The 23983-nt window shown below is 60.6% G+C and carries 23 protein-coding genes; 13 read left to right on the top strand and 10 right to left on the bottom strand.

Annotation, left to right across the window (positions count from 1 at the left end):
• Positions 1-110 precede the first annotated feature (110 nt).
• The 8 genes from E2N92_RS05710 (at position 111) to rpl12p (ending at position 5858) form a co-directional block, all read left to right on the top strand.
• Entirely contained in the window at positions 111-1439 is a 1329-nt protein-coding gene (locus E2N92_RS05710) for a D-aminoacyl-tRNA deacylase (protein ID WP_220682723.1), read from the top strand.
• Positions 1423-2517: a cell division protein FtsZ gene (ftsZ, locus tag E2N92_RS05705; RefSeq protein ID WP_220682722.1), complete on the top strand. Its 1095-nt coding sequence runs from the start codon at positions 1423-1425 to the stop codon at positions 2515-2517. Before E2N92_RS05710 ends, ftsZ begins: the two co-directional genes overlap by 17 nt.
• 9 nt (positions 2518-2526) lie before the next feature.
• Positions 2527-2727, top strand: a complete 201-nt coding sequence (locus tag E2N92_RS05700) for a protein translocase SEC61 complex subunit gamma (RefSeq protein WP_220682721.1) — start codon at positions 2527-2529, stop codon at positions 2725-2727.
• Complete coding sequence (locus tag E2N92_RS05695; protein ID WP_425515761.1) at positions 2727-3203, top strand: transcription elongation factor Spt5; 477 nt, start codon at positions 2727-2729, stop codon at positions 3201-3203. Before E2N92_RS05700 ends, E2N92_RS05695 begins: the two co-directional genes overlap by 1 nt.
• Before the next feature lie 109 nt (positions 3204-3312).
• Complete coding sequence (locus E2N92_RS05690; protein WP_220682719.1) at positions 3313-3789, top strand: 50S ribosomal protein L11; 477 nt, start codon at positions 3313-3315, stop codon at positions 3787-3789.
• Between the two features lie 53 nt (positions 3790-3842).
• Positions 3843-4487, top strand: coding sequence for a 50S ribosomal protein L1 (locus E2N92_RS05685; protein WP_220682718.1), 645 nt, complete (start codon positions 3843-3845; stop codon positions 4485-4487).
• A gap of 1 nt (position 4488) precedes the next feature.
• Entirely contained in the window at positions 4489-5505 is a 1017-nt protein-coding gene (locus E2N92_RS05680) for a 50S ribosomal protein L10 (RefSeq protein WP_220682717.1), read from the top strand.
• A gap of 44 nt (positions 5506-5549) precedes the next feature.
• A complete protein-coding gene (rpl12p, locus tag E2N92_RS05675; protein ID WP_220682716.1) occupies positions 5550-5858 on the top strand; it encodes a 50S ribosomal protein P1 in 309 nt (102 codons plus the stop codon).
• Positions 5859-6821: 963 nt separating this feature from the next.
• Here rpl12p and E2N92_RS05670 read toward each other — a convergent pair.
• Positions 6822-7586: a hypothetical protein gene (locus tag E2N92_RS05670; RefSeq protein WP_220682715.1), complete on the bottom strand. Its 765-nt coding sequence runs from the start codon at positions 7584-7586 to the stop codon at positions 6822-6824.
• A 58-nt stretch (positions 7587-7644) separates the two neighbouring features.
• Here E2N92_RS05670 and E2N92_RS05665 point away from each other — a divergent pair, with 58 nt between their 5' ends.
• A complete protein-coding gene (locus E2N92_RS05665; RefSeq protein WP_220682714.1) occupies positions 7645-7839 on the top strand; it encodes a hypothetical protein in 195 nt (64 codons plus the stop codon).
• Between the two features lie 15 nt (positions 7840-7854).
• Here the strand turns inward: E2N92_RS05665 and E2N92_RS05660 are convergent, their stop codons facing one another.
• From E2N92_RS05660 to hypF, 6 genes are all read right to left on the bottom strand, one after another.
• Positions 7855-8316, bottom strand: coding sequence for a hypothetical protein (locus tag E2N92_RS05660; protein WP_220682713.1), 462 nt, complete (start codon positions 8314-8316; stop codon positions 7855-7857).
• A 148-nt stretch (positions 8317-8464) separates the two neighbouring features.
• Entirely contained in the window at positions 8465-9466 is a 1002-nt protein-coding gene (locus E2N92_RS05655; protein WP_220682712.1) for an HNH endonuclease, read from the bottom strand.
• Positions 9467-10239: 773 nt separating this feature from the next.
• Positions 10240-11775: a C39 family peptidase gene (locus E2N92_RS05650; RefSeq protein ID WP_220682711.1), complete on the bottom strand. Its 1536-nt coding sequence runs from the start codon at positions 11773-11775 to the stop codon at positions 10240-10242.
• Between the two features lie 14 nt (positions 11776-11789).
• Positions 11790-11969, bottom strand: a complete 180-nt coding sequence (locus E2N92_RS05645; protein ID WP_220682710.1) for a hypothetical protein — start codon at positions 11967-11969, stop codon at positions 11790-11792.
• Between the two features lie 339 nt (positions 11970-12308).
• Positions 12309-13532, bottom strand: coding sequence for a M23 family metallopeptidase (locus tag E2N92_RS05640; RefSeq protein ID WP_220682709.1), 1224 nt, complete (start codon positions 13530-13532; stop codon positions 12309-12311).
• 1080 nt (positions 13533-14612) lie between these two features.
• Complete coding sequence (hypF, locus tag E2N92_RS05635) at positions 14613-16829, bottom strand: carbamoyltransferase HypF (RefSeq protein WP_220682708.1); 2217 nt, start codon at positions 16827-16829, stop codon at positions 14613-14615.
• A 56-nt stretch (positions 16830-16885) separates the two neighbouring features.
• On the opposite strand from hypF, the gene E2N92_RS05630 reads away from it, so the two are divergent.
• The 4 genes from E2N92_RS05630 (at position 16886) to E2N92_RS05615 (ending at position 20797) form a co-directional block, all read left to right on the top strand.
• Positions 16886-17398, top strand: coding sequence for an ArsR family transcriptional regulator (locus tag E2N92_RS05630; protein ID WP_220682707.1), 513 nt, complete (start codon positions 16886-16888; stop codon positions 17396-17398).
• A complete protein-coding gene (locus tag E2N92_RS05625) occupies positions 17379-18191 on the top strand; it encodes a DUF7839 domain-containing protein (RefSeq protein ID WP_220682706.1) in 813 nt (270 codons plus the stop codon). The genes E2N92_RS05630 and E2N92_RS05625 overlap by 20 nt, the downstream gene beginning before the upstream one ends.
• Entirely contained in the window at positions 18188-20209 is a 2022-nt protein-coding gene (locus E2N92_RS05620) for a DEAD/DEAH box helicase (RefSeq protein ID WP_220682705.1), read from the top strand. The genes E2N92_RS05625 and E2N92_RS05620 overlap by 4 nt, the downstream gene beginning before the upstream one ends.
• A 423-nt stretch (positions 20210-20632) precedes the next feature.
• Positions 20633-20797 (top strand): hypothetical protein, encoded by a 165-nt coding sequence (locus E2N92_RS05615; RefSeq protein WP_220682704.1) that lies wholly within the window; start codon positions 20633-20635, stop codon positions 20795-20797.
• Between the two features lie 364 nt (positions 20798-21161).
• Here the strand turns inward: E2N92_RS05615 and E2N92_RS05610 are convergent, their stop codons facing one another.
• From E2N92_RS05610 to E2N92_RS05600, 3 genes are all read right to left on the bottom strand, one after another.
• The gene (locus E2N92_RS05610; protein ID WP_220682703.1) at positions 21162-21998 is read right to left on the bottom strand and encodes a class I SAM-dependent methyltransferase; all 837 of its coding nucleotides are present in this window, start codon (positions 21996-21998) and stop codon (positions 21162-21164) included.
• The gene (locus tag E2N92_RS05605; protein ID WP_220682702.1) at positions 21952-22857 is read right to left on the bottom strand and encodes a polymer-forming cytoskeletal protein; all 906 of its coding nucleotides are present in this window, start codon (positions 22855-22857) and stop codon (positions 21952-21954) included. The genes E2N92_RS05610 and E2N92_RS05605 overlap by 47 nt, the downstream gene beginning before the upstream one ends.
• Positions 22858-23382: 525 nt before the next feature.
• Entirely contained in the window at positions 23383-23982 is a 600-nt protein-coding gene (locus tag E2N92_RS05600) for a 30S ribosomal protein S3ae (protein WP_220682701.1), read from the bottom strand.
• Between the last annotated feature and the right edge of the window lies 1 nt (position 23983).

The raw sequence follows: 23983 nt of genomic DNA, 5'->3' as shown, positions 1-23983 counted from the left end.
GGGTGCTCTGCCTGTCCGGGTGGGGGGCGCAGCCGGGGTTCGGGCGGCCCATCCCCGGATCTCTCTCCCCCCCTGGCAAGACTTTAGCCCTGCGGCACCGATCATAAGGTATGCATATCGCCCTCCTCTCATCCCGTCTGGACCCGGCCGGCACCAACCTGGCCCGGCGGCTGAAGGAACTTCTCAGGGAACGGGAGGACTGGCCCCTTCTCCGGGCCGCCGACCTCACCTTCCACGAAACCGAGGGGAGACTCATCTACGCCGAAGAGGTCGACCGGGACTTCGGCGCCGACCTCCTGGTCTTCCTCTCCAGGCACACGAGCACCCACCCCGTCCCGGCCCTCACCGTTCACGTCACCGGCAACTTCGGCGAGGCCGTGTACGGCGGCGCGGCCCGGACCCTCCCGCCGGCGGCCCCGGCCATGATGCACGCCGTCCTCCGCGGCCTCGCCCGCCACGCCCCGCCCGGATACCGGGCCGGTTATGAGGCCACCCACCACGGCCCGACCGCCCTCTCGACCCCCTCCCTCTTCGTCGAGATCGGGTCGACCGAGACCGAGTGGAACGACCCCGCCGCCGCCGACGCCGCCGCGCGCGCCGTCCTCGAGGCCGTGCCCGCCCCGGTGATCCCGCTCGTCGGGTTCGGCGGGACTCACTACGCGGTGCGGCAGACCGAGATCACCCTCACCTCGAGAGGCGCCTTCGGACACATCGCCCCCTCGCGCGTCGTCCCTGACCTCGACCGCGCCCTCATCGCCGCGATGGTCGAGGAGACCGGGGCGGTCGCCGCCTATCTCGACCGCAAGGCCCTCTCCAGAGACGAGATCACGACGACCGAAGCGCACCTCTCGGCCCTCGACGTGCCGGTCCTCTCGGAAGGAGAGATCACCGAGATCGGCACCCTCTCCTGGGAGACCTACACCGCGCTCAGGGCCGCGGCCGAGCAGACCGTCCCGGGCGGTCGGGTCCATCCCGGCGGACTGGAGGGTGAAGGGGAGTTCATCGAGGCTCAGATCCCCGAAGACCTCGTCCGGGAAGCCGAACGAACGGACCCGCACGCCTTCAGGGACGGCCTCGACCGTCTTTCGGCGGCCTTCATCGCCACCCCGACCGGCACCACCGCCCCTTCATTCATCACCTTCAAAAATCAAAGCGAAGAAATAATACATGATGTCATATCCCTGTGTATTAAAATCATAGATGTACGGTGGAGCACTGCTGCCGACGGGGACGACCTCGTCATCACCAGGACCCGTTTTGATCCCGGCAAGGCCCGGGCGCTGGGAGTTCCGAAAGGCCCCCTCTTTGGGAAACTTTCCAGCGGCCGTGCCGTCGAGATCGGGGACGCGACGGTCACCCCGTCCATGGTCCAGTCGAGCAGTGTGACCCGCATCCATATTCCGGGGTTGGAGAGGTATATCAATGAAGTCCATTGTTGAAGAGGCATTGTCACGGGCACAAGAGGAATTCGAAGCGCCCGTCCAGCCCGATGACGAGTTGGAAGCGCTCCTGCGCGATCTCAGGACCGAAGTCGTCGTCGTCGGGTGCGGCGGCGGCGGCTCGAACACGATGAGCAGGATCGCCGAGGAAGGAGTAACCGGCGCCAGGTTGGTGGCGGTCAACACCGACGCCCAGCACCTGATCAGGACAAAGGCCGAGACGCGGATCCTCATCGGCAGGCAGCGGACCCGCGGCCTGGGCGCCGGGTCGATCCCCCAGATCGGCGAAGAGGCCGCCCTCGAGAACGAAGACCAGATCAAGGCCGCCCTCGGCGGGGCCGACATGGTCTTCATCACGACCGGGCTCGGCGGCGGGACCGGCACCGGTTCCGCGCCCGTCGTGGCCAAGGCCGCCCACGAGGAGGGCGCCCTGACCATCGCGATCGTCACCCTGCCGTTCACCTCAGAAGGGACGATCCGGGCGGAGAACGCCGAGGCCGGCCTGGAACGGTTGCGCGACGTGGCCGACACCGTCATCGTTGTCCCCAACGACCGCCTCCTCGAAGTCGTCCCGCGCCTCCCCCTCCACGCGGCCTTCAAGGTGGCCGACGAGGTGCTGATGCGGGCCGTGAAGGGCATCACCGAACTGATCACCGTGCCCGGTCTGGTGAACCTGGACTTCGCCGACGTGCGCACCGTCATGGAACGCGGCGGCGTCGCCATGATCGGGATGGGCGAGTCGGACTCCGAGGACAAGGCGGCCGACTCGGTCAAGAAGGCGCTGCGGTCCCCCCTCCTCGACGTCGACATCTCGGGCGCGACCGCCGCGCTCGTCAACGTCGTCGGCGGCCCGGACATGACGATGTCCGAGGCCGAAGGCGTGGTGCAGGAGGTCTACGACCGCATCGATCCGAGTGCGCGGATCATCTGGGGCGCGCAGGTCGACCCCGAAATGGAGGGCAGTATGCGCACCATGCTGGTGGTCACCGGGGTCAACTCCCCACAAATATATGGGCGTAACGAACGCAAATCTCTCCCCAGAGTTTCCAAGGAATTTGACATCGACTTCCTGAGGTGAAATATATATATGGCTATCAGCACTGAGTCAGTGAAGATGAGCTCCATCAACGAGGAGTTCTTCAAAAAGTACATGCGCGTCCTGAAGCTGGCGCGGACGCCGACCCGGGATGAGTTCACCAAGATCGCCCTCGTGGCGGCGATCGGGGTGTTCCTCATCGGGCTCTTAGGGTTCATCATCTACGTGATCATGACCGCGCCGATGCGCTGATGCCCATGACTGAGGATTCCGAGATCAGGATCTTTGCCGTCAAGACGACGGCAAAACAGGAACGTTCGGTAGTGGACGGGATCTATCGTACGGTGTTGCACGACCCTTCGTTCAAGGTGCTCTCCGTCGTCTCGCCCGACGAACTGAAGGGTTACGTCCTCATCGAGGCGGCCGAACCCTTTGCGCGTATCGCCGAACTGATCGAGAGCGTGCCGAGCGCCCGGACGGTGGTGCCCGGCGAGACGAAGATGGACGAGATCGCCCATTATCTCGAGCCCAAACCGGCGGTCTCCGGGATCGACGAGGGGACCATCGTCGAACTGATCGCCGGGCCGTTCAAGGGCGAGAAGGCCGTGGTAAAAAGGGTCGATTCAAACAAAGAGGAGATTACCGTCGAACTCTACGAGTCGATGGTCCCGATCCCGATCACCGTGCGCGGCGACAATGTCAGGGTGATCGACCGGGGCGAATCCTGATCCTCCCCCTGCTCTTTTCATGCGAAAGTGATAGTTTTAATAGTCGGCCGAGGAAACCTTAGTCAACCCAAGCACAGTACCCTAGCGGGGAACGCATGGTGATATAGCTATGGCAGAAACGGTCGAGGTATTGGTACCCGGAGGCAGAGCAACTGCAGGTCCGCCTATTGGTCCTGCCCTGGGTCCCCTCGGTATCAACGTAAAAGCGGTTATTGACGAGATCAATAAGAAGACCGCAGAGTTCAATGGCATGCAGGTGCCGGTGACGATTGAAGTCGACGATAAGAAGAACTTCACTGTCACGGTCGGTATTCCGCCGACGACGGCCCTGGTCATGAAAGAGGTTGGTATCGAGAAGGGGTCCGGAGAGCCTGCCACCCAGTTTGTGGGTGATCTGCCGCTCGAGGCCGCTGTCAGGATCGCACGCATGAAGTTCGACGACATGCTCTCCTACCGTCTCAAGACGGCAGTGAAAGAGGTCGTCGGGACCTGTGTCTCAGTTGGTGTGACGGTCGAAGGCCGTGCACCCAAGGAGATGCTGGCCGCTATCGATGCGGGCGAGTTCGACGGCGCCCTTGAGGAGTAATCGGTATTCATCCATAGGAGATCGAACAAGGTCGCAGACTATGGAGGTCCTCAATGGTTGAGAAACAACAGATATTGGAGGCCGTGAAGACGGCCCTTGAGACTGCGCCCGAACGAAAGTTCCAGGAGAGCGTTGATATTACCATCAACCTCCGGAACATCGATATGGCGCAGCCCAAAAACCGTATCGACGAGACTATTAATCTTCCCAACGGTCTGGGCACCCCGATCAAGGTCGCTGTCCTCGGGAAGGGCGAGATCACGACGCAGGCCAAAGAGGCCGGAGTCGACCTGATCATCAGCCCCGAGGAGATCGAGCGGCTCGGCGGCGAGCCCCGCGAGGCACGGAAGGTCGCGAACGAGTATCGCTTCTTCCTGGCCGAGACGAGCGTGATGGGACTGGTCGGTCGCTGGCTCGGTCCGAGGCTCGGTCCTCGCGGCAGGATGCCGACGCCGGTCCCGACCGGGACGGATGTCCGCCCGATCATCGAGCGGCTCAAGACGTCGGTGAAGATCCGGTCCAAGGACAAGAAGGTCTTCCACGCTCCGGTGGGCAGCACCCAGATGTCGCCCGAGGAGATCGCGGAGAACATCGACGTGATCCTCAAGAGGATTGAGGGGGCGCTGGAGCAGGGTCCGCAGAACATCCGCTCGGTCTACGTCAAGACGACGATGGGCCCGGCAGTGAGGGTGATCTGAGATGGCACTCTATACGCACCACCTGCCTGCGTGGAAGCGTGAGCAGGTCGAGGAGATCAAGGAGCGTTTCGCGAAGTACCCGGTGGTCGGGCTGGTCGATATGCACGGGATTCCGGCAAGCCAGCTCCAGGACATCAGGCAGAACCTTCGCGGGGTCGCCGAGATCAAGATGGCTCGCAAGACGCTCACGCACCGTGCGCTCGACGAGATCGGCGGTGAGGCGGTCGAGATGGGCGAGCACATCTCAGGGCAGAGTGCGCTCATCTTCACGCTTGAGAACCCCTTCAAACTCTACAAGCAGCTGGAACTGACGAAGACGAAGATGGCCGCGAAGCCGGGCGAAACGGCGCCGGAGGACATCGTCGTCGCAAAGGGTCCGACGAGCTTCAAGCCGGGTCCGATCGTCGGTGAACTCCAGCAGGCCGGGATTCCGGCGATGATCGAGGGCGGGAAGGTCAAGATCAGGGAGACCAAGACGGTCGTCAAGAAGGGCCAGGTCATCGATGCGAAGATGGCCGGCGTGCTGGCAAAGCTCGATATCAAGCCGATGGACGTGGGCCTTATCCTCAAGGCGGCGTTCCACGACGGCACGATCTTCGCGCCCGAGACGCTGGCGATCGACGAGACGGTCTACCTCAACCAGATTACGCTCGCGGCCCAGCAGGCATTCAACCTCTCGGTGAACGCAACGATCCTGACGCCGACGACGACCGAGACGATCATCGGCAAGGCGGCACAGGAAGCCAGGAACCTGGCAGTCGAGGCGTGTATCTACGAGAAGGATGTCGCCGACCTCATCGTCGGGCGGGCATACCGCGAGATGCTTGCTATCGCCATGAAGGCCTCGGAAGGCGGGTTCGAACTCGACGAGTCGATCACGCAGGCTTTAGCGGCTGCTGCAGCCGCACCCGCAGCCGCGGCGCCGGTTGCTGAGGAAGCCCCCGCTGAAGAGGAAGAAGAGGAAGAGGAAGAGAAGGAAGAGTCCGGAATGGCCGGTCTCGGGGCTCTCTTCGGATGAACACGAATAAAATTCAAGATTGTAATTTGAGATAGGTGAAAATCATGGAGTACATCTACGCTGCACTGCTCCTGCACAACGCAGGCAAGGACATCAACGAGGAGAATGTCAAGGCCGTTCTCTCCGCTGCCGGTATCGAAGCTGACGACGCCCGTGTGAAGGCCCTCGTGGCCGCACTCGACGGTGTGGACATTGAGGAGGCCATCTCCAAGGCCGCCGTCGCTCCGGTCGCTGCCGCTCCGGCCGCCGCCGCCCCTGCCGAGGCCGCTCCGGCCGAGGAAGAGGCAGAGGAAGAGAAGGAAGAGGAGAAGGAAGAGTCCGGTATGGCCGGGCTCGGTGCCCTCTTCGGCTAAATTTTTTTTCTTTTCTGTTCGTTCGGTTCGTTGGTTTGTCCGGGTGCGAGGGGTCGAGCCCCGGCGATCGGTGTGGAATGTTTGTCCGTCCGGTATGCCTGGGGGCTATGAAAATGATCCGGAGTATCGGTGCTCTTCTGTGCGGGTTCGATCTTCGGGGTCATGACAGCGGGGACGGCGTGGTGATTAGAACGTGCCGCCCTCTGTCACATGATCTGTTCTGCTGTCTCGCGAGAAGATAGGACGGTGGCGGCGAAGAGTGGCGTGCTCCTGCTACAGATCGGCTCTCTCTCATGCCAGTTCTATCTCCGGGGTCATGACAGCGGGGACAGCGTGGTGATCAGACCGTGCCATCCCCTCATCCTTGAATCTGTTCTGCCTTCTCGCGAGAAGATAGGACGGGGGACGGCGAAGAGTGGTGTGCTCCTGCTACAGATCGGCTCTCTCTCTCATGTTGGTTCGATCTTCGGGGTCATGACAGCTGGGACGGCGTGGTGATTAGAACGTGCCGTCCCCTCATCATCGAATCTGTCCTGCCTTCTCGCGAGAAGATAGGACGGGGGACGGCACGAAACGCATGATCCCGCTGAGAGTAGATCGGCACTCTCCCGTCCAGGTTCTATCTTCGGGGTCATGGCACCAGGACCGCGTGCTGATCAGAACATGCCGCCCCCTCATCATCGAATCTGTTCTGCCGTCTCGCGAGAAGATAGGACGGGGACGGCGAAGAGTGGTGTGCTCCTGCTACAGATCGGCTCTCTCTCATGCCGGTTCTATCTCCGGGGTCATGAAAACAGGACGGCGTAATGTTCAGAACATGCCGTCCCCCTTCACCGAACTTGTTCTGTCATCTCGCGAAAAGATAGGACGGGGGACGGCACGGGGTGACGTGCTGATCAGGAACGTGCCGTCCCATCGGAGAATATCCATCGCCGGTTCCTGATGCCCGGCTCTCCAGAAAATTCACCAGACACGGGGCATCCGGTGCCGCCGGTGGACGCCGCGGAGAAAGTTGTCCACCTCCCGGGCCCGCCGCTCGATCGTCCGGCGGTCGCACCCGCCGCGTGCCAGTTCTTCGTCGATGACCGCCTCCACGTCGGTCACCCATCCGGCGGCGTACTCCGAGAGACCGGTGTGCTTGAGCCTCGAGACCGCTTCGAAAACGGTTTCGTAAAAGTAGAACTTGTCGAAGAAGAGGTCGTCGATCCCGGACCGCACGCGGTCCCGCATCAGGTACCGCACCGAGAGCGGGCCGAAACTGAGTCGTCCCACCGGTTCGCCCGCGTCGTCGTAGCCGAGACAGGCAAGCGGTACCGTCCTGAACCGAGCCCCCGACCGCGAGGCGAGCATCCGGTTCGCCACCACGAGCGCCCGCCGTTCGGCGGCAAGGTCGCGGAGCGAGTACGATGCACGGGGCAGGATGAGATACTCGACGGTGCAGGGGTCGTCGGTCCCCTTCACCTTCGTCCTGAACTTCGGGGCCCGCCTCCCGCAGGTCCCCGCCGACATCCCGCCGCCGTCGAAGGTCTCTTTCACGGCGCCGACCAGGTCGTGAAGGGTGCAGGCGAGGGTGTACTGCCCCGGAGGGTCGGGGTACCGGCACTGCACCGAGAACCAGAGAGTGAGCCATGGCTTTCTGAAGAAGGACGGTTCGCAGGGATCCAGGTCTCCACCCCCCACCCGCCGTGGCCGATCGGCCCGGCCGCCAGTGCCGTTGGGATATATCAACCACGATGTATAAAAGATATAAATCTTATGAAATCAGTGGATGGATCGGTGAAGACCCATGCAATGCACGGCCTATGCACACCTCTCTGACGAGAAGTTGAAAAAACTCCGGAAGTTCGAGGAAGAGTTCGGGACCATCCTCGTGGCCTACGAGAAAGTTCCGGCATTTGCCGACCTCTCCGACGATGAGATCAGGGACGTCCAGAAAGAAGAGAAAAAACTCGGCAAGATCCTCATCGCCTACGAGCAGTGACGAAGGTCACCCATCTCACTCTTTTTGAAAGGGGATCGCACAGTATCCAAGGTCCATGTCGGCAGCCACCGCCTTCCAGACCCGATCCGGCGGACGGAGGCGTTTCGAGAGGTCCGCCGTAAGGCAACGGAAACGATAGCAGCGGACGATGTCGGCATAATCGTCCCGGCAGAAGAAGTCCCGCCCGCCCGGTGGGGCGAGGCAGTGGACACACCCATGCGTCACGACCACCATCCCCCGCATGCAGAGAGCGCAGGCCGTCCAGATATCCGCGGTGGAGAAGGCACCGCCCCGCGGGTGGTTGTGCATGAAGACGCGGTGGCAGACGGCATGGAGGGTCCGGTGATCGAAGACGATCGACGACCGCCCGCCAGAAAGGCGGGTGCATACCTCCCCATCCCTGTCGAGGACGATCCCGTGCTCCATCGGTTCGTCCTGGATCGTCGATGCGTGCTCCAGGAGGATCTCACGTTTCATGCCGCTCTGCACCTCGATCAAATTAATATTTCTTAGATAAAAATTATTTGATCTGCGAAGTGAGACGATGATACCGCTTCGTTCAAGATCCAGGGAAGACGAACGCGATCGGATCTACAGCAAAAAGATTTCTCCAGAAATGAAATGTTCATGTTATGAAGATCTTCTGCCGATGGTATTCCAGATAGGGACGATGATTCTTCTCCACCGTCCTCAGTCTCATGCCAGGATAAATGCCAAGCTTCTTCCTGTCGCCATCGCTGAGGTTTCGACTGATGATGATCTTCCCCCCGTCATCAAAACTCACATATCCTCTGTCAAAAGCACGGTCGATCTGTGGAACAAGCAATAACCCATTATAGACATCAAGGCGTTCGAAATTATCCGAATCCCTCCAGGGTTTGATATGAGATGCGACCAGCAACTCAGTTTCCGCACATCCCGTCACCGCACAGGTCTTCCAGTAGTTCTTAAGATCTGACCTGAACACCCCCTGCCCGATACGACTCAGAACCAGAGATGCACGTTCGGTCTCAGGCAGTTCTCGGTATCTCCTCTGAAACTCTTCCATCTCCTGAAAAATAGTATCGCCAGTCTCCGCCCCATATTCTGGACCCGGGATCTTTTGCCCGAGTTCTTTTCTGATATACGCCAGGAGGGCAGGGGAGTGATGCTGCTGGCTCCTCGGGTCCAACCGGTCATATCGCTGTGCACAACGTTTGATATAGGCAAAGTGAAACTGACGGATGAACGGCCAGAGATCAAAATCCGTGCTCGAAGGGATATAATATCCGTTCCGCGATCTGACCACCTGATACTCAGAGTACTCTCCTCGACCCCACTGCCAGTCCTCTCTCCGGTCGAACAGATGCCGCATATCTTTGCTCTCATCCAGCAGGGTTTTATCCAGAGACAGCCACATCCCGTCCCGGTCTATCGTAAAAACGATGAGATGGCCCACCAGGAGTCGGACACCTATCCGGGCACCATCGCGGAAACAATAGACCCCCCACCTGTTCCTGCCATATGAATTCGCTTCAACGATCGATTCGGCAAATACAGAGAGACAGTTCTTTCGATACTTTTTGTCGGGTAAAATTGTTGAGAGGCCCTCTTCGATCTCATCCAGAGTGGTATAATATACCGTCACAGAAGATTCTCCTGCTCGTGGTGGCCGATTGAAGACAGAACATGATCGACGTGTCCCTTCCACACGATAAATATGCTGATTTTTATTTGACCATGCTCCTGCCTGTGGAATGAATGATCGATCCTCCTTACGATGAAGAGAGAACCAGAAATCGGCTCTGTAGAAAACATCCTCTTTTCATCACCTCAACCCCCCTGTGACCTTCACCCATCGCCTTCCCTCCTGTTCACACCGAGGGCTCCGCCCCCGGACCCCCCATGATGAAGATTAGGGCGGAAGGCGGATCAATGGCCATGAAAGGGGGGTTGCAGTCCTCCGCCTATCGCTCGCGCGGGGAGTTCGGGGGGCGGCGAGCCCCCCGTCGAAGAGAACCATCAAGATGATTTACCATGAAAATGATCCTGACGATCCTCTCTTCAGGTTTGCATGAGCATTTGAACTCGTCATATCACGTTGAAGCCGATACGCAGAGGATAGAAAATTCTTCTGATGGATCGACCGCCCCTAATCGCCAAATCTTTCCCGCAATCTCGCGCCGGGGGCTCTGCCCCCGGACCCCCACGACGAGGATAGCCGGGGGGCGGCGATGAAACCAGATCTTCCAAAGGTTCTGTCGCGAGGATTGGGATCCCGCCCACACACCGTAGCGCAGCTCAGAAAATTTTCATCGCGTATGCTTGAGCCCGGGGCTCATGCCCGATTCTACAAAGCCCAGAAATCGTATGATGTGGTACAGGATCCCGATATTATCTCTGGAAAAAAACCCATCACGATCACCACTCACCATCATCAGAATACTCGTTGAACGTCAACCCCTCAGCCCGCTCATCTTCATAATATGCATATATCCCTGCCTCCGGGACATGCATCCCCATGCATACCGGATCTTTCGTTCCGATCAGAATATCCCCGGTATACTCGTAATGCTCGTCACCCGTATCGTACCGCAACTCAAACAGCCAGACATACCGACCCATATAGGCAGACAAAAACGCATCTCTCACATCGACCGGGATAGTGCAATCCATTATGCCCGCCCTCTTTCCTTCCTCGCCAAGCATCCTCTTTGCATGATGCGCATCGACGAGAATAGGCCGGTACAGAATATCACGCAATATCCCGTTCTCTTGGAGATGCCCTATGATCTCATTGAATATCCCCTTTGCAACAGGGTACTCGACGACAACCTCCCGAGGGACAGGAATAATTGCAGAATCGATCATATCTTCTATCTGAGTCCCGTTATCAAGGACTTCATACAGCACCTGGTACGGATAGGTGCTTTCATCATGTACGATCAGACCGTCGATCCTGTTGTCATCAGAAATGGTATGTCCTATTGCAACGATTGCATGTGCTTCTCCCTCGGTTTCATCTGGCCACCAGGGCAAGTAACTCGTATCTTTGATTCCTAAAATCACAGGAATGCCGGATTCCACATACGCATAAATATTTTCAAGATCCGGACTCTTGAGGCGGGGGTTCAGGTTGAACTCCGCACCGCATTCTTCGCACCTGATATATTCACAGTGCCCCAGTTCATGGACCCCATATCCCTTGTCTTCAATAGCCTGCTTGATCTCATCATCATACCACCCGTCTTCCTGATGACGATCCAGACCACCTTTCAGCGCCGTCTTGCTCGCTTCGAAGACGATCTCCGGCACCGTCGGAGGTCGCTGAGACAGGATCATGAGTGCCATCCGTACCGCATACTGTGCACATACCGCCACCTCGGCCTGGACTTTGATGAACGGCACACAACTGACCATTTCTGCACTATTTTCTTTGAGCCTCAGGGCGGTGTCCGGGAAAAAAATCCTCTCACAGGGGAGATAATAATGAGGAGAGGTCATCCACAACGGCGGTCTGATATAAACTTCACTAACCCCGAAAGGAGAGAGATCGACGAATCCAAGATACCTGGGCTCGCGTCCTTCTTTTGTATACAAGGATATTCGAGAGATATGATTTGAGATCTCTTTCAAGGGGAAGTGATCAATGATTCCCTTGATCCTCTCCCTCTCGGAATCTTTCATCGATGCAAGGTTTCGTTTTATCTCTTCGGAGAAATTTCTCTCTTCAGGATTCTCCACAATGCCCTTCAGGATACCAAGCGCCGCATCGATCCCAAAAAGAGTCCGGGAGTAATACTCATTGTACTCATAGTCCCATTCCCTGCTGTAGACGCATTTTTTCAGGATGCAGGAACACGGCCCATCTTCTTCCCCAAAGTAATCGGTATGATGCAAAATCTCGAAGATCTCCGGGTACCTGCACCCGGAAAAAGAGGAGTGCTCAGATCTCAAATGAACCAGACCTTTTATTTCAGGTTTAGACTCATCATGCGGGATTCTTTGAAGATCTTTTTCCCTTTTTTATTTGCATCGCGAACAATTCCCTGAAAATCAATTTTATCAGGACGACCATTTTGAATTCCCCGGGTGTGGGGGATTTTCCCGCTGTACCTGAACCCCACCATTCTCGTCCTCTCACCTGCCACCACGCTCACCCGACCATGACTGATCGATCAATAGAGATGGTGATATCTAATACTATCTATTTTCACCACCGCCGCATCAGGAGGTGGGAAGCATCCCACCCACCCTTCACCCATCTCACAATCTCCCCGACCACCCCCGCGACGAGAGCGCACCTCCCTCCAGAGAGTCCCGGGGGATCTGCACTCGGGGAACATCCTCTACATCAGGATGATGCGTCCGGCCTTGAGACCTCCCTCAAACTCAAATCTCCTTCAAAATTCTTCCACACCGCCGGGATACCATACTCAACGGAGTTCCCCGGCAGATCCCGCAGGAAAAAAACAAAAAAAAGGATGCGATCAGGGGAGCAGGACGATCGCGAAATTTTCCGGCAGTTCGTTCTCCCGGGACATCGACTGCGGGGAGAAGACGACAAAGTCCCCGAGTTCCGACCAGAACCGGTTCATCGAATAATCAGGTTCCGAAGTTTTCTGTTCTGCAAGCGTCTGGTTGATCCCGCCGATCACATCGAACGAACGGTACACATGAGGATACCCCTCGGCCCCCAGGAACGAAGGCGTATCTGTCACGACCTGGAAGTGGAGATGCGGGATATCGGAGTTCCCGCTGTTGCCCACCTGCCCCAGCACCTGCCCTTCCGCAACCGTGTCGCCTTCCTCGACCCTGACCGAGCCCGGAGCCATATGGGCATAGCAGGCATATTTCTCGTCCCCGATATCGACGATGACATAGTTGCCGGCTGCGGTTTCGACGGTGGCCGGCGGGGCGGAATAAATGGTCTCCAGATCAGGAAGACCGTCCAGGACATCCACCACCGTCCCGTTGGCGACCGAATAGATCTCTCTGCCATATCCCAGGTAGTTCTTTGCCAGCGTCGCGTTCCCGACAACCGCCTCCCCCGTCTCCGGGTCCAGGTATATCCAGTCCTGTGCGTACCGCTGGGGAACGCGGGTCACCCCGTTCATCGTGATCTGAGCAAGGAAATGATGAGTCATGGGAGCCGTGCTCTCGATTGCCGTCCATCCGGCGCCACGCATCGGAGAACCGATCACCACCGGCCGAAGATCCGTGCGCACCGCAACCTCGCCGCCATCCAGCGTAACCGGCGACAGCCCGCTCCCGGTCTGGTTCAGGGTCAGCCTGTGGACGAGCCGGTCGGGCACGGCATCCGGACTGACCTTGAACCAGAGAGAGACTCTCGGGACCGGCACTTTTCCCGTACCATTCTCAAGTTCCGCCGCGGTCGGCGGCGGGTCTGCGACCGGATGGTAGAGCGCGGCCAGCATATCCCCCTCAAGAGACCAGAGGCTCTCTCCCGTGGCGGGATCGACGACCTCGACCCTTTCCGGTACGGGCGTCTCGTTTCCGGTCGGCGAGAGTTCGAGTTCGTACGCAAGATTGACGCCTTCCGAACTCGGAACCGGGATGGGCGAGAACGGGACGGTCAGATTCACCGGCGGGATCGCGGATGCCTGCAGTTCCGCTGTGGACTGCGTACATCCGGCGGCAACGATCGCCGCCGTCATGATGAAAAGGATGAAAACCTGGCGGATCTTCGACATGATGGCAGCATCTGGACGACAGATCTAATATATACTATTCGGTGACGCTCCGCCGAGTGCCGATATCCGACCCCTCCCAGAGTGCGGATTCGATCCGGCTGTGGAGAACCGGGCATGAACGGGGTGCACGCATCAAGCATACCTGATGAAAATTTCTCGTCGCTTGCTCTCTCTTTTCAGGACAGATGAAGAGACGGAGACCCTGTTCAACCGCCGCCCCCGCCTATCCTCGTCGTGAGGGGACGACCGGAGGGCTTCGAGTCCTGGGGGTTTCCCCCGGGGGAGACGACAGAACAGATCCCGTGATCGGGGGCGGCACGTTCGGATCACCATGCTGTCCTGGTGCCATGACCCCGGAGATAGAACCGGGACGGGAGAGCGCCGATCTCTTTGCAGCAGGAGCACGCCACCCTTCGCCGCCCCCGTCCTATCTTCTCGCGAGGTGACAGAACAGATTCGAAGATGAGGGGACGGCACATTCGGATCACCACGTCGCCCTGTTTTCATGGCCCTGAGGATAGAACCCGGACGGGAGAGTGCCGATCTCTTTTCAGCAGGAGCACGCCACTCTTCGCCGTCCCCGCCCCATCTTTTCGCGAGACGGCAGAACAGGCGTCGTGACGGGGGGCGGAACGTTCGGATCACCACGCCGCCCTGATATCATGACCCCGGAGATAGAACCCGCACAGAAGAGCACTGATCTACTCTCAGCAGGAGCACACCACTCTTCGCCGCCCCCGTCCTATCTTTTCGCGAGACGGCAGAACAGGCGTCGTGACGGGGGGCGGCCCGTCCTTGATCACCACGCCGCCTTGTTATCATGACCCCGGAGATAGAACCCGCACAGAAGAGCACCGATCTACTCTCAGCAGGATCATGCGTTTCGTGCCGTCCCCCGTCCTATCTTTTCGCGAGACGGCAGAACAGATTCGAAGATGAGGGGGCGGCACGTTCTGATCACCACGCCGCCCTGATATCATGACCCCGGAGATAGAACCTGGACGAGAGAGTGCCGATCTCTTTTCAGCAGGAGCACGCCGCCCTGAGGTTCTCTTCAGAGTTGAATTTTCCTTTGTCCCCCTACCGCTCAGCACGAAGCGTCCCGGCCCAGACGCACTGGCCGAGACTGATGCACCCGTCGCCGAGCGGATACTCGCGGCTGACCATAAGGTCAAGCCCCGCCCCCTCCACCGTGGAGCGGATCGTCTCCCTGATCTGCCGGTTGTAAGCCGCCCCGCCGGAGAGGGCGACGCTGCGGATCCCGCGGTCGTGCGCCGTCCTCACCGCAAGGTCGGCAAGCCCGCGGGCGAGGTTGTACTGCACCGAGGCGGCGATGTCGGCGACCTTTGTCCCGGCCTCGTAGGCGTCGAAGGCTCTCGTGAGGAGGGCCGAGGTCTCGAGGATCTCGCAACTCCCGTCGCGCCCGAAGGAGAGGTTCCAGGTTTCGGGCGTGCCCTGCGCCGCCACGGCCTCCAGTTTCATCGCCGGTTCCCCGTCGTAGGTCCGCTCCCGGCAGATCCCGAGGAGGGCGGACGCCGCGTCGAGCACCCGGCCGGTGCTGCTGGTCTGCGCCACATTGAACCCCCGCTCGACCTGGCGGGCCAGCACCCCGAGTTCGGTCTCGCCCCAGCCGCGGGCGGCCAGAAGATCAAAAGTCCGCTCGCCGGGGAGGATGCCGTAGAGCATCCGTTCCGGGAACCGCGTCGCAAGGTCGCCGCCCGGCATCCCGACCGTCTCCAGGTGGGCCACCCGTTCAAGGTCGGGCACGGCGCCGGCAAAGATCTCGCCGCCCCAGATGGTGCCGTCGTTGCCGTAGCCCACCCCGTCGATGGCGATCCCGACGCACTCCTCCCGCGTCGTGGCGGCGATATGGGCGCGGTGGTGCTGGACGGCGACGAGTTCGGCGCCGGTCTCCTCCGCGAGGGTGCGGGCGTAGCGCGTCGAGAGGAACCGCGGGTGGAGGTCGTGGGCGATCACCTCGAACTCCGCCCCGAGGAGTCCGCCGATCTTCTCCACCGTCTCCTGCAGGTAGGCGAGGGTCTGGGGGTTTCTCACGTTCCCGATATGCGGGGAGGTGACGGTGAAGCCGTGGCGGTAGATCGTCGTGGTGGCGTTGAGTTCGGGGCCCACCCCGAGGATGCACCGCTCGCCGAGATCGATCCGCAACCGCTTCGGGGCGATGCCCCGCGAGAGCCTGATGATATGGCCGTCCCGCACCACCGAGTCGTCGCACCGGTTCACGATCTCGCGGTCGTGGACCAGGAACCCGTCGGCCGTCCCGCCGAGACGGGCCAGGGCGTCGGCGGTTGCGGTGATCATCGGCGTCCCGGGCACGTTGGCGCTGGTCATGACCAGGAGGTCGTGGCCGAGGCGGGCGAAGAGGAGGTGGTGGAGCCCGGTGTACGGGAGCATCACGCCGAGGGTGTGGAGTGACGAGAGCCCGGGGTTGGCAGCGGCGTCTCGTTTCTTCATCACGACGATGGGCCGGACGCGGCTGGTGAGCGCCTCACGGTCCCACGCCGTCGGGTCGACGTACCGGTCCACCACGTCTTCCGTCATCATCACCGCCAGCGGTTGTTCGGGCCGACCCAACCTGGCCTTGAGCGTCCCGGCCGCCTCCTCGGTGCAGGCGAGGTGGAACCCGCCGACCCCGCGGATCGCGAGGACCGCCCCGGCGTCGAGCATCGCCGCGGCGGCGCCGACCGGATCGTCGCCGCCGAGGTCGGCGCCGTCAGGCCCGAGGAGGGCGAGACCAGGTCCGCACCTCCCGCACGCGATCGTCTGGGCATGATGCCGCCGGCACCCGGGATCGGTGTACTCCGCCTCGCAGGCGTCGCACATCGGGAACTCCTCCATCGCCGTCCGCTCCCGGTCGTACGGGAGGCTCCTGATGATGCTGTACCGCGGCCCGCAGTTGACGCACGAGGTCGCCCAGTAGCCCTCGTACCGCCCGCCCGGCGTGAAGATGTCCCTGATACACTCGTCGCAGACGGCGACGTCGGGCGGGATCAGCCCGTCCAGGGCCCCTGTCCCGCTCGACCGGATCACAAACCCCGTTTCGACCTCTTCGTCGAGAGGCAGCACCTCGACCGAGTCGATGACCGAGAGAGGCGTCCCCCCGGCCACTGCCTGACAGAACTCCGAAAAGCGCGCACCGGAAGCGGCGATCTCGACCCTGCTCCCGAGGTTCTTGACCCACCCTGATATCGTGTATTTCTCGGCGAGAGCATAGACAAAAGGACGAAAACCGACGCCCTGCACGATCCCGCGGATGATAATGGTACCTCTGTTTTGCATTGCGCGACCTGCAAAGGTTTATTGGGTTACAGTGCGATATATAAATAGGGTTTTGCGTGACAGGTCATATCAGGATAGTGAATGATCCCGTTGAGATCGTGCCTCTCTTGTTGACATTCAATAATCCGAAATTCAAAGAGATCTATGGACTTTTAAACAAGCAGTGGATGACCGAGCAAGAACTCTGCGAAGAGTGCGACAGTACCTGCGTCGGCCCGTGTCTCTCAATTCTGAAGAAGGGCAATCTCATCGAGGAACAGTGGCGGATGCCCAAACCGGGCGAGAAGCCGAGTAAAGAGTTCAGGACCACCTATGGCGGGTTCAGGGCGAACTTCCAGTGTACGATGACCGATCTGGCCGACCTCATCTACCTGGCGCTCTCGACGGATGAGAATCTGCGGTCGATGGTCACCAACGTCGAGGACGAGTTGGAGGCCGGGAACACGTCCATCGCCGACATCGCCAGGAAGTACAGTGTATCTCCCCTCTATGTCAAGGGTCTGACCAAACGGATCCCGAACCTCGACGTCAAGGGGCAGGGGCTGATGTATGTCGAAGACACCAGGTGAAGACCCGGTGGCTGCACTGCTCCGAAGCAAACGGGAGATCACCCGTTTCCAGATCCTGGTCGAGGTCGCCGAGCACCAACCGGCGGTTCGGCAGCAGGAGGTCGCCGAGAAGATGGGAGTGACCCCCCAGGCGGTCTCCGAGTACATCCGAGAACTCGCCGACGACGGGTTCGTCTCGGCCTACGGCAGGGGCCGCTACGAGGTCACCAAAGAGGGGATCGAGTGGGTGCTTGCCAACGCCGAGGTGCTGGAGAACTATGCCCGCCATGTCACCCGCGACGTGATCCAGAAGGTGCGGGTCTGGCCGGCGGTCGCGGCCGAACCCCTCCACAAGGGCGACGCCGTCGGGGTCTTCATGAAAGACGGCTGGCTCTACGCCTCGAAGACCGAACAGAGTGCGATGGGTGAGGTGATCGCCGACGCCGAGGCCGGGCAGGACGTCGGCGTTGCACGGCTCACCGGGCTCATCGACCATGCCGAGGGGACGGTGCACGTCCTCAAGGTCCCGCGGATCGAGCGGGGCGGTTCCAGGAAGATGGACCTGGCCGGGGTGCGGGGGGTCCTGGCCGGCGTGCAGCAGGTGGGGATCGCCGGGCTCGAGGCGGCGGTCGTGATGAAAAGCATCGGACGAAAGCCCGACATCTCTTTTGGCTCGCGCGAAGGCGTGATCGAGGCCGCCTTCCACGGGGTGGAGTGCGCGATCCTCATCGTCGACGAAGAGTTCACCGATTTTCTCAAGAGGCTTGAGACCGCCGGCCTCACCTATGTGATCCACGACCTGATTCTGCCATGACGGTCATCATCGTCCCCCAGCGAGGGTCATACCGGCTGATCATCTATAATGGGAAGAAGGTTCTCGACACCGGTGTTTTCGGGCTGACGTCAACGGCGAAGGGGTATCGTCCGGTCGACTTCAAGACCAGAAAACCGGGACGGCGAAACTATCAGAAGGTCGCGACCAAACAACTCGTCGACCTCATCCGCACCTCGTCGATCTGGATCACGAATCCCGACCCCGCGCTCATGGCTTTTCTCGGCGACTTCCAGGTCTCGTCGAAGGTGGCCCCGCTCTGCCGGACCTGTCTGCTCGAAGACCGGGTCACGGTGCTCAACAAGAAGAACGGGGTGAAGTACGGGCGCGAGCGGGTCTGCATGGACTGTGCGGAACGCGAACTGCGGCGCGAGATGGGGTACCTGGGCCAGTTCGGCCACCGTTCGTTCCAGCATATCAGGGCGCTGCTGGAGACCTATAAGGACGTCGACCGGGTGCTCGGGCTGCTGCAGCCCGAACAGCGTGATCCTTCCCAGACGCTCTTCGACCGGATGGAGGCGGTGAAGCCGATCAAGACCCGCCATATCACGCAGGTGCCGGTCCCGCCGGCGTTTGCGAAGGCGTCCGGGGTGGAGTACCTCACGCCGGTGCAGCAACTCGCGGTGAACGGCGGCCTTCTCGAGGGGAAGGACCTGCTGGTCGTCTCCGCGACGGCGAGCGGCAAGACGTTCGTCGGCGAGATGGCCGGGATGAAGAACCTGCTCGAGAAGGGCGGGCGGATGCTTTTCCTGGTGCCGCTCGTCGCCCTCGCCAACCAGAAGTACTTCAGGTTCAGGGAGCGCTACAAAGACCTGGCCACGGTCTCGCTCCAGACGGGAACGAGCCGGCTCAACCTCCCTGAGACGCGGCCGGTGGGCGAGCGGAACATGCGGGCGCAGATCATCGTCGGCACCTACGAGGGGGTCGACACGATCTTCCGGAACGGCCGGGAACTCAAGGGTGTCGGGACGGTGGTCATCGACGAGGTCCAGAACCTGGAGGAGCCCGAACGCGGTCACCGGCTCGACGGGCTCATCGCGAGGATCAAAAAGACCTCGCCGAATGCCCAGTTCCTCTATCTCTCGGCGACGATCGGGGCGCCGAATGTGCTGGCAAAGAAACTCAATGCAAAACTGGTCAGGTACGACAGCCGGCCGGTCCCGCTCGACCGCCACCTCATCTTCTGCGAGAGGAAGAAGAAGGTGCAGTTCATCAAGTCGATGGTGAGGGAGGAGTTTGCCAGGCGGTCGTCGAAGGGCTACCAGGGGCAGACGATCGTCTTCACCAACGCGAGGGCGCGGTGCCACACCCTGGCCGACGCCATCGGGGCGAATGTCGCCCGGCCGTACCATTCCGGGCTCACCGCAAAGGAGCGTCGGCATGTCGAGGAGCTCTTCGGGTCGCAGAAGATCGCCTGCGTGGTGACGACCGCCGCCCTCGCGGCCGGGGTGGACTTCCCTGCCTCGCAGGTCGTCTTCGATTCCCTGGCGATGGGGATCAAGTGGCTGACGGTCCAGGAGTTCAACCAGATGCTCGGCCGGGCCGGGCGGCCCGACTTCCATGACCAGGGGCGGATCGTCCTCCTCGCCGAACCGGGCGGCACCTACTCGAGGACGTCGAAGGTGACCGAGGAGGAGATGGCGATCGCCCTCCTCAAGGGCGAGATGGAGGAGGTGGCCCCGGTCTACGATATCGAGGGGAGTTCGGAGGAGTTCGCCGCGAACGCCATCGTCTGCAAGGGCGACGAGGCCGAGGTGCGGTGGATGGAGCAGCAGATGGTCGGGACCACCGAACCGGTCCTCGAGACGCTCCAGAAGCACCGCCTGGTCCGGCGCAAGCAGGGGCATATCGAACTCTCCGACCTCGCCGGGGTGATGGCCCGGCACTTCATCGGGGTGGAGCGGTTGCTGCTGGTCCGACACCTGGTGCGGGAGAGCGACGATCCTCTTGAGATCGTGGCCGAGATCGACTGCACCGAGGCCAGGAAGGAAGAGGCCTGACCTCTCATCTCTTTTGCTTTCTCTCTCTCTCTTTCAATCCGGTTGCATGAACTCCGGGCTTTGTTGAGATCATCTGGATCGCTCTCTCTGCGGGCGTGATGATCAGGCGTGCCGCCCTCATCGCAGAACTTTTCCCACAATCTCACGCCGGGGGGAGACCCCCGGACCCCCCACGACGAAGATGGCGGAGGGGCGGCATGATGCTCGACTTCGATTCGTACGGTCTCGGGGCCGACCGAAGAGGATCTCCCGGATCTATTCTGCGTCATCCGGGCGAGGTCCATATCGGGGCAGGGAGTGTATTTTAAACTCTCTGTAACCGATTAAAAAAAGTATCCAGAATAGAATCTTACTTATACTATAAGATGAGAATATCTCCCTATGACTCGGGGACCGACACAGCCCCAGGATAGGAGAAAAGAGATGTCGTGGTCATTTGCTGCACAGATCAAAGGCGAGGGGCTTGACTGCGGGAAAATCGTCCAGGGTGAGGAGGAGGTGCGGGCCTTCATCGGAGAGCACGCGGAGGTCATTCCACCTGCAGAGGCCGTGATCGACAGGCTGAAAAAATACGATCCCCTGACCTGATATTTTTGCTGAAACCCTTTTCTGAAAGAAATCCGCCGGGCCGGTCAGTTGCGATATACAGGCGTCACTTCCGGGGCCGGCGCTCCGGTTTATCTGGTTTGGCTTTTGTAGGATTGGTGGAGACCTTGTTCCGTCGCCGCCCCCACTTATCCTCGTCGTGGGGGGTTCCGGGGGGTGCAACCCCCCGGCGCGAGATTCCAGGAACGATTCTACGATTGAGGGCGGCACGCCTGATCACCACGCCTTCCCCCTGACCCCCGGGATGAAGATCGGGCTGGGAGGCGGAGGGGCGATCGTAAAGAGGGTTGCGCCCTCCTCAGCCACCCTCTAGAAGAGGAGTTCTACAGGGTTTCCTCTTTCCATCTCACGCTCTTCTTGCCAGGCAGACCCAGCGGTCGTAGATGGGATCCCGCGCGTTCTCCCTGACCTCGGTCGTCCTGCCGGCCTCCCGGCACCACTCAGCCACGAGGTCGATCTCCTCCTCGGTGGCGACGGTGATCAGGGTCTCGTCGGTGAGGTCCAGCAGTTCGAAGGTGATCGCCTCCCAGATCCCGGCCTCGAAGGAACGGATCGTCCCCATCATGAAGGCCGCACCGTACGGCGCCGGGCTGAAATAGGCCGTCGCGGCGGTGGCGTCGATGCAGGCCGTCTCCCCGGGCAGAAGCCGTTTCTCCTCAAGCCCGAGGGCGAGCAGCGAAGGATCGTGATCGTAGGCCAGCGGCTGCATCCCGATGGACCTGAGCGCGGCGGCGCCGACCCCGGAACCGCAGCAGCAGTCCAGACAGACCTCGCCGTCTTTGATCCCCCAGACCTCTCCGACGAGGTCTGCGATCTTTTCCTGCCGGTCGGGAGGGATGTCCTCCATCGCCGGGCCGACGGTGCGGAGCAACTCGGTGCTGTAATATTCCCGCATCGCCGCCGCCCAGACCTCCCGTCTCTCCTGATAGATCTCGGCGTCGATCTCGTCGAAGAGATCGATCACCTCGCTCTCCGGCGGGTGGAAGAGATAACTCGCCGCGATCCACCCTTCTTCGGTTCGGAATGCGACCGCGAGGAGCTCCTCGTTCTCGTCGACGAGCAGTCTGCCCTCCTCAGGCCGGCAGGCAAGGATCGGCCAGGCCGACTCGGGCTCGGTCAGGTCTGCAAACGATCCTTCAACAAAGTTCAGGCTGTCCAGTTCCAGAATTTCCGCTGCTTTCATCGCCATTGTTCTCCGCGTTTCGGTCGATCCGTACTCCTTTGGGCGCCCTGATGACCCCGTCGATCCGCGCCTCCTCATGGAGGACCAGGGAGGTGGCGACGACGTCGCCGAGGATGCGGACCCTCTCCGCCACCGTGACCTCGTCTTCGCCCTCCACGTTGCCGTGCACCATCGTCCCGGTGCCGATGCCGACGGCGCCGTGCGCCCGCAGACTCCCGAAGATCGTGGTGCCGTTCCCCACCTCCACCGAGTTGGCCTTGATGTTGCCGTGAAGGCGGCACCCGCTTCCGATGCACATGGGCGCCGGGACCGAGAAGACCTTCATGTCCAGGCGCGCGTTCGGCGGGATGAGAAGAGGCGCCGTATCGTTCTGGTCTTCCTCTTCATCCCCGAAGAGATCTGAGAGCGCCTTTTCGAGCTCGTTCGGATCCTCGATCTTGAGGAGGGTCATCACATAGAGGAGAAGGTAGACGATCACCGGCATCGGGTTGCGGATCGAGATCCAGCCCTTCGCCTCGAAGCCGCGGTCGATCTGCACGTTGTCCCCGATATCGAGGTCGCCCTGCACGATCAGTCTGCCGTGGATCTTCACCCCCTCGCCGAGGTACGCGTCCCCGGCCACGACCACATCCCCGTTGATCTCGCACCAGTTGTCGATCCGCACGTCACCGTCCGCGATCACGCTCCCGTTGAGGGTACAAAACTCGCATACGATGATGTCCTCCCCTTTCAGCCCGTAGTCGATGGTGCACCTGTCCCCGATGATCATGTTTCGTTCGGTCTTCAGGGTGTGCTCCTGGAGTTCGGTGCCGTCAGGGAGCGAGCACTGGTGGAGCCAGTCCTGAACTCCGCTCTCCATGAAACTGTACATCTCTCATCCCGGGGCCTTATGAGTATTTTCAATCGCTTCGATGAGGAGAGGGGGGGTTCGGAATTTTTTGTGGGAAGAATGTTCGCCCCTCTGCACGAGATGCGGTGGCCGGAGACGGCGCCGTCGGGCCCGGCGAGGGAAAGGTTGGATTGCCGATGCGGGCCTGCGCGCGTCCGGGAGGGCGCCGGGGAGGTCGAGCCCGGGGCACTTCGGGGTGGTTTCCCCCGGCGCGTATGGTGCAGGAAGGCGTGGTGATCAGGCGTGCCGCCCACAATCGAAGAGTCTTCACCACCATCTCGCACCGGGGGAAACCCTCCGGACCCCCCACGACGAAGATAGCCGAGGGGCGGCATGATGCTCGACTTCGGTTCGCTCCTCGAACGCACGGATGAGGGTCAGGAATCAATCCCGTTCTGAGATGATATTTTCATCACGTATCCTTGAAGCGTGCTTTCGCTTCAGGAGCGATTCCGCGCAACGCTGAAGCCGGACGTTCGGAAAAAAAGAGAGTGTTCAGGCCATGATCGTGACCGGGGTCACGACCTTGCTCTTGATGACCTCGACCCGGCGGACCGGGAAGATGGTCTTGATGGCCTTGAAGGTCTCCTTGGCCAGGTCGCCGGAGACGACCATCTTGGAGAACTCGTCGAAGGTGGACTGGGCCGCCGTATCGAGGAGGTTCTTCATGGTCGTCGCCCTGATGGCGTGGATCTGACTGTTCTCGGCTCTGTTGATGGTGAAGCAGGTGACGGTGACCCGCACCTTCTTCCCGTCCTTGGTGGTGGCCAGGACAATGGAGTCGACCCGTGAGGTCTTTCTCTTCACCAGCCCGCGCATGTAGTCGCGGGTGATCTCGTGCCCGACGAACTCGGTGTATGCCGCGTCGCCGGCGACGTTGTTCACCTTGAAGCGCATCTTGATGTGCTGCTTCCCGTAGTCCTGAGTGATCTCGCCGAGCGTGGTCTGCAGCACGCGTCCCGACACTTTCTCGGGGTCGGCGGAGATGGTGTCACCGATATAGGTCTTGCCGAAGGCTTCGGGGCTGTAGACCTTGTACCAGGACTTGGCCTTCCAGCCCTCGACCCGCTTTCCAACCTGTTTTCTCTTTGCCATG

The organism is Methanofollis formosanus (assembly GCF_019633745.1).
In the GTDB taxonomy this organism is placed as follows: Archaea; Halobacteriota; Methanomicrobia; order Methanomicrobiales; family Methanofollaceae; genus Methanofollis; species Methanofollis formosanus.
This window is presented reverse-complemented; position numbering and strand designations above follow the sequence as displayed.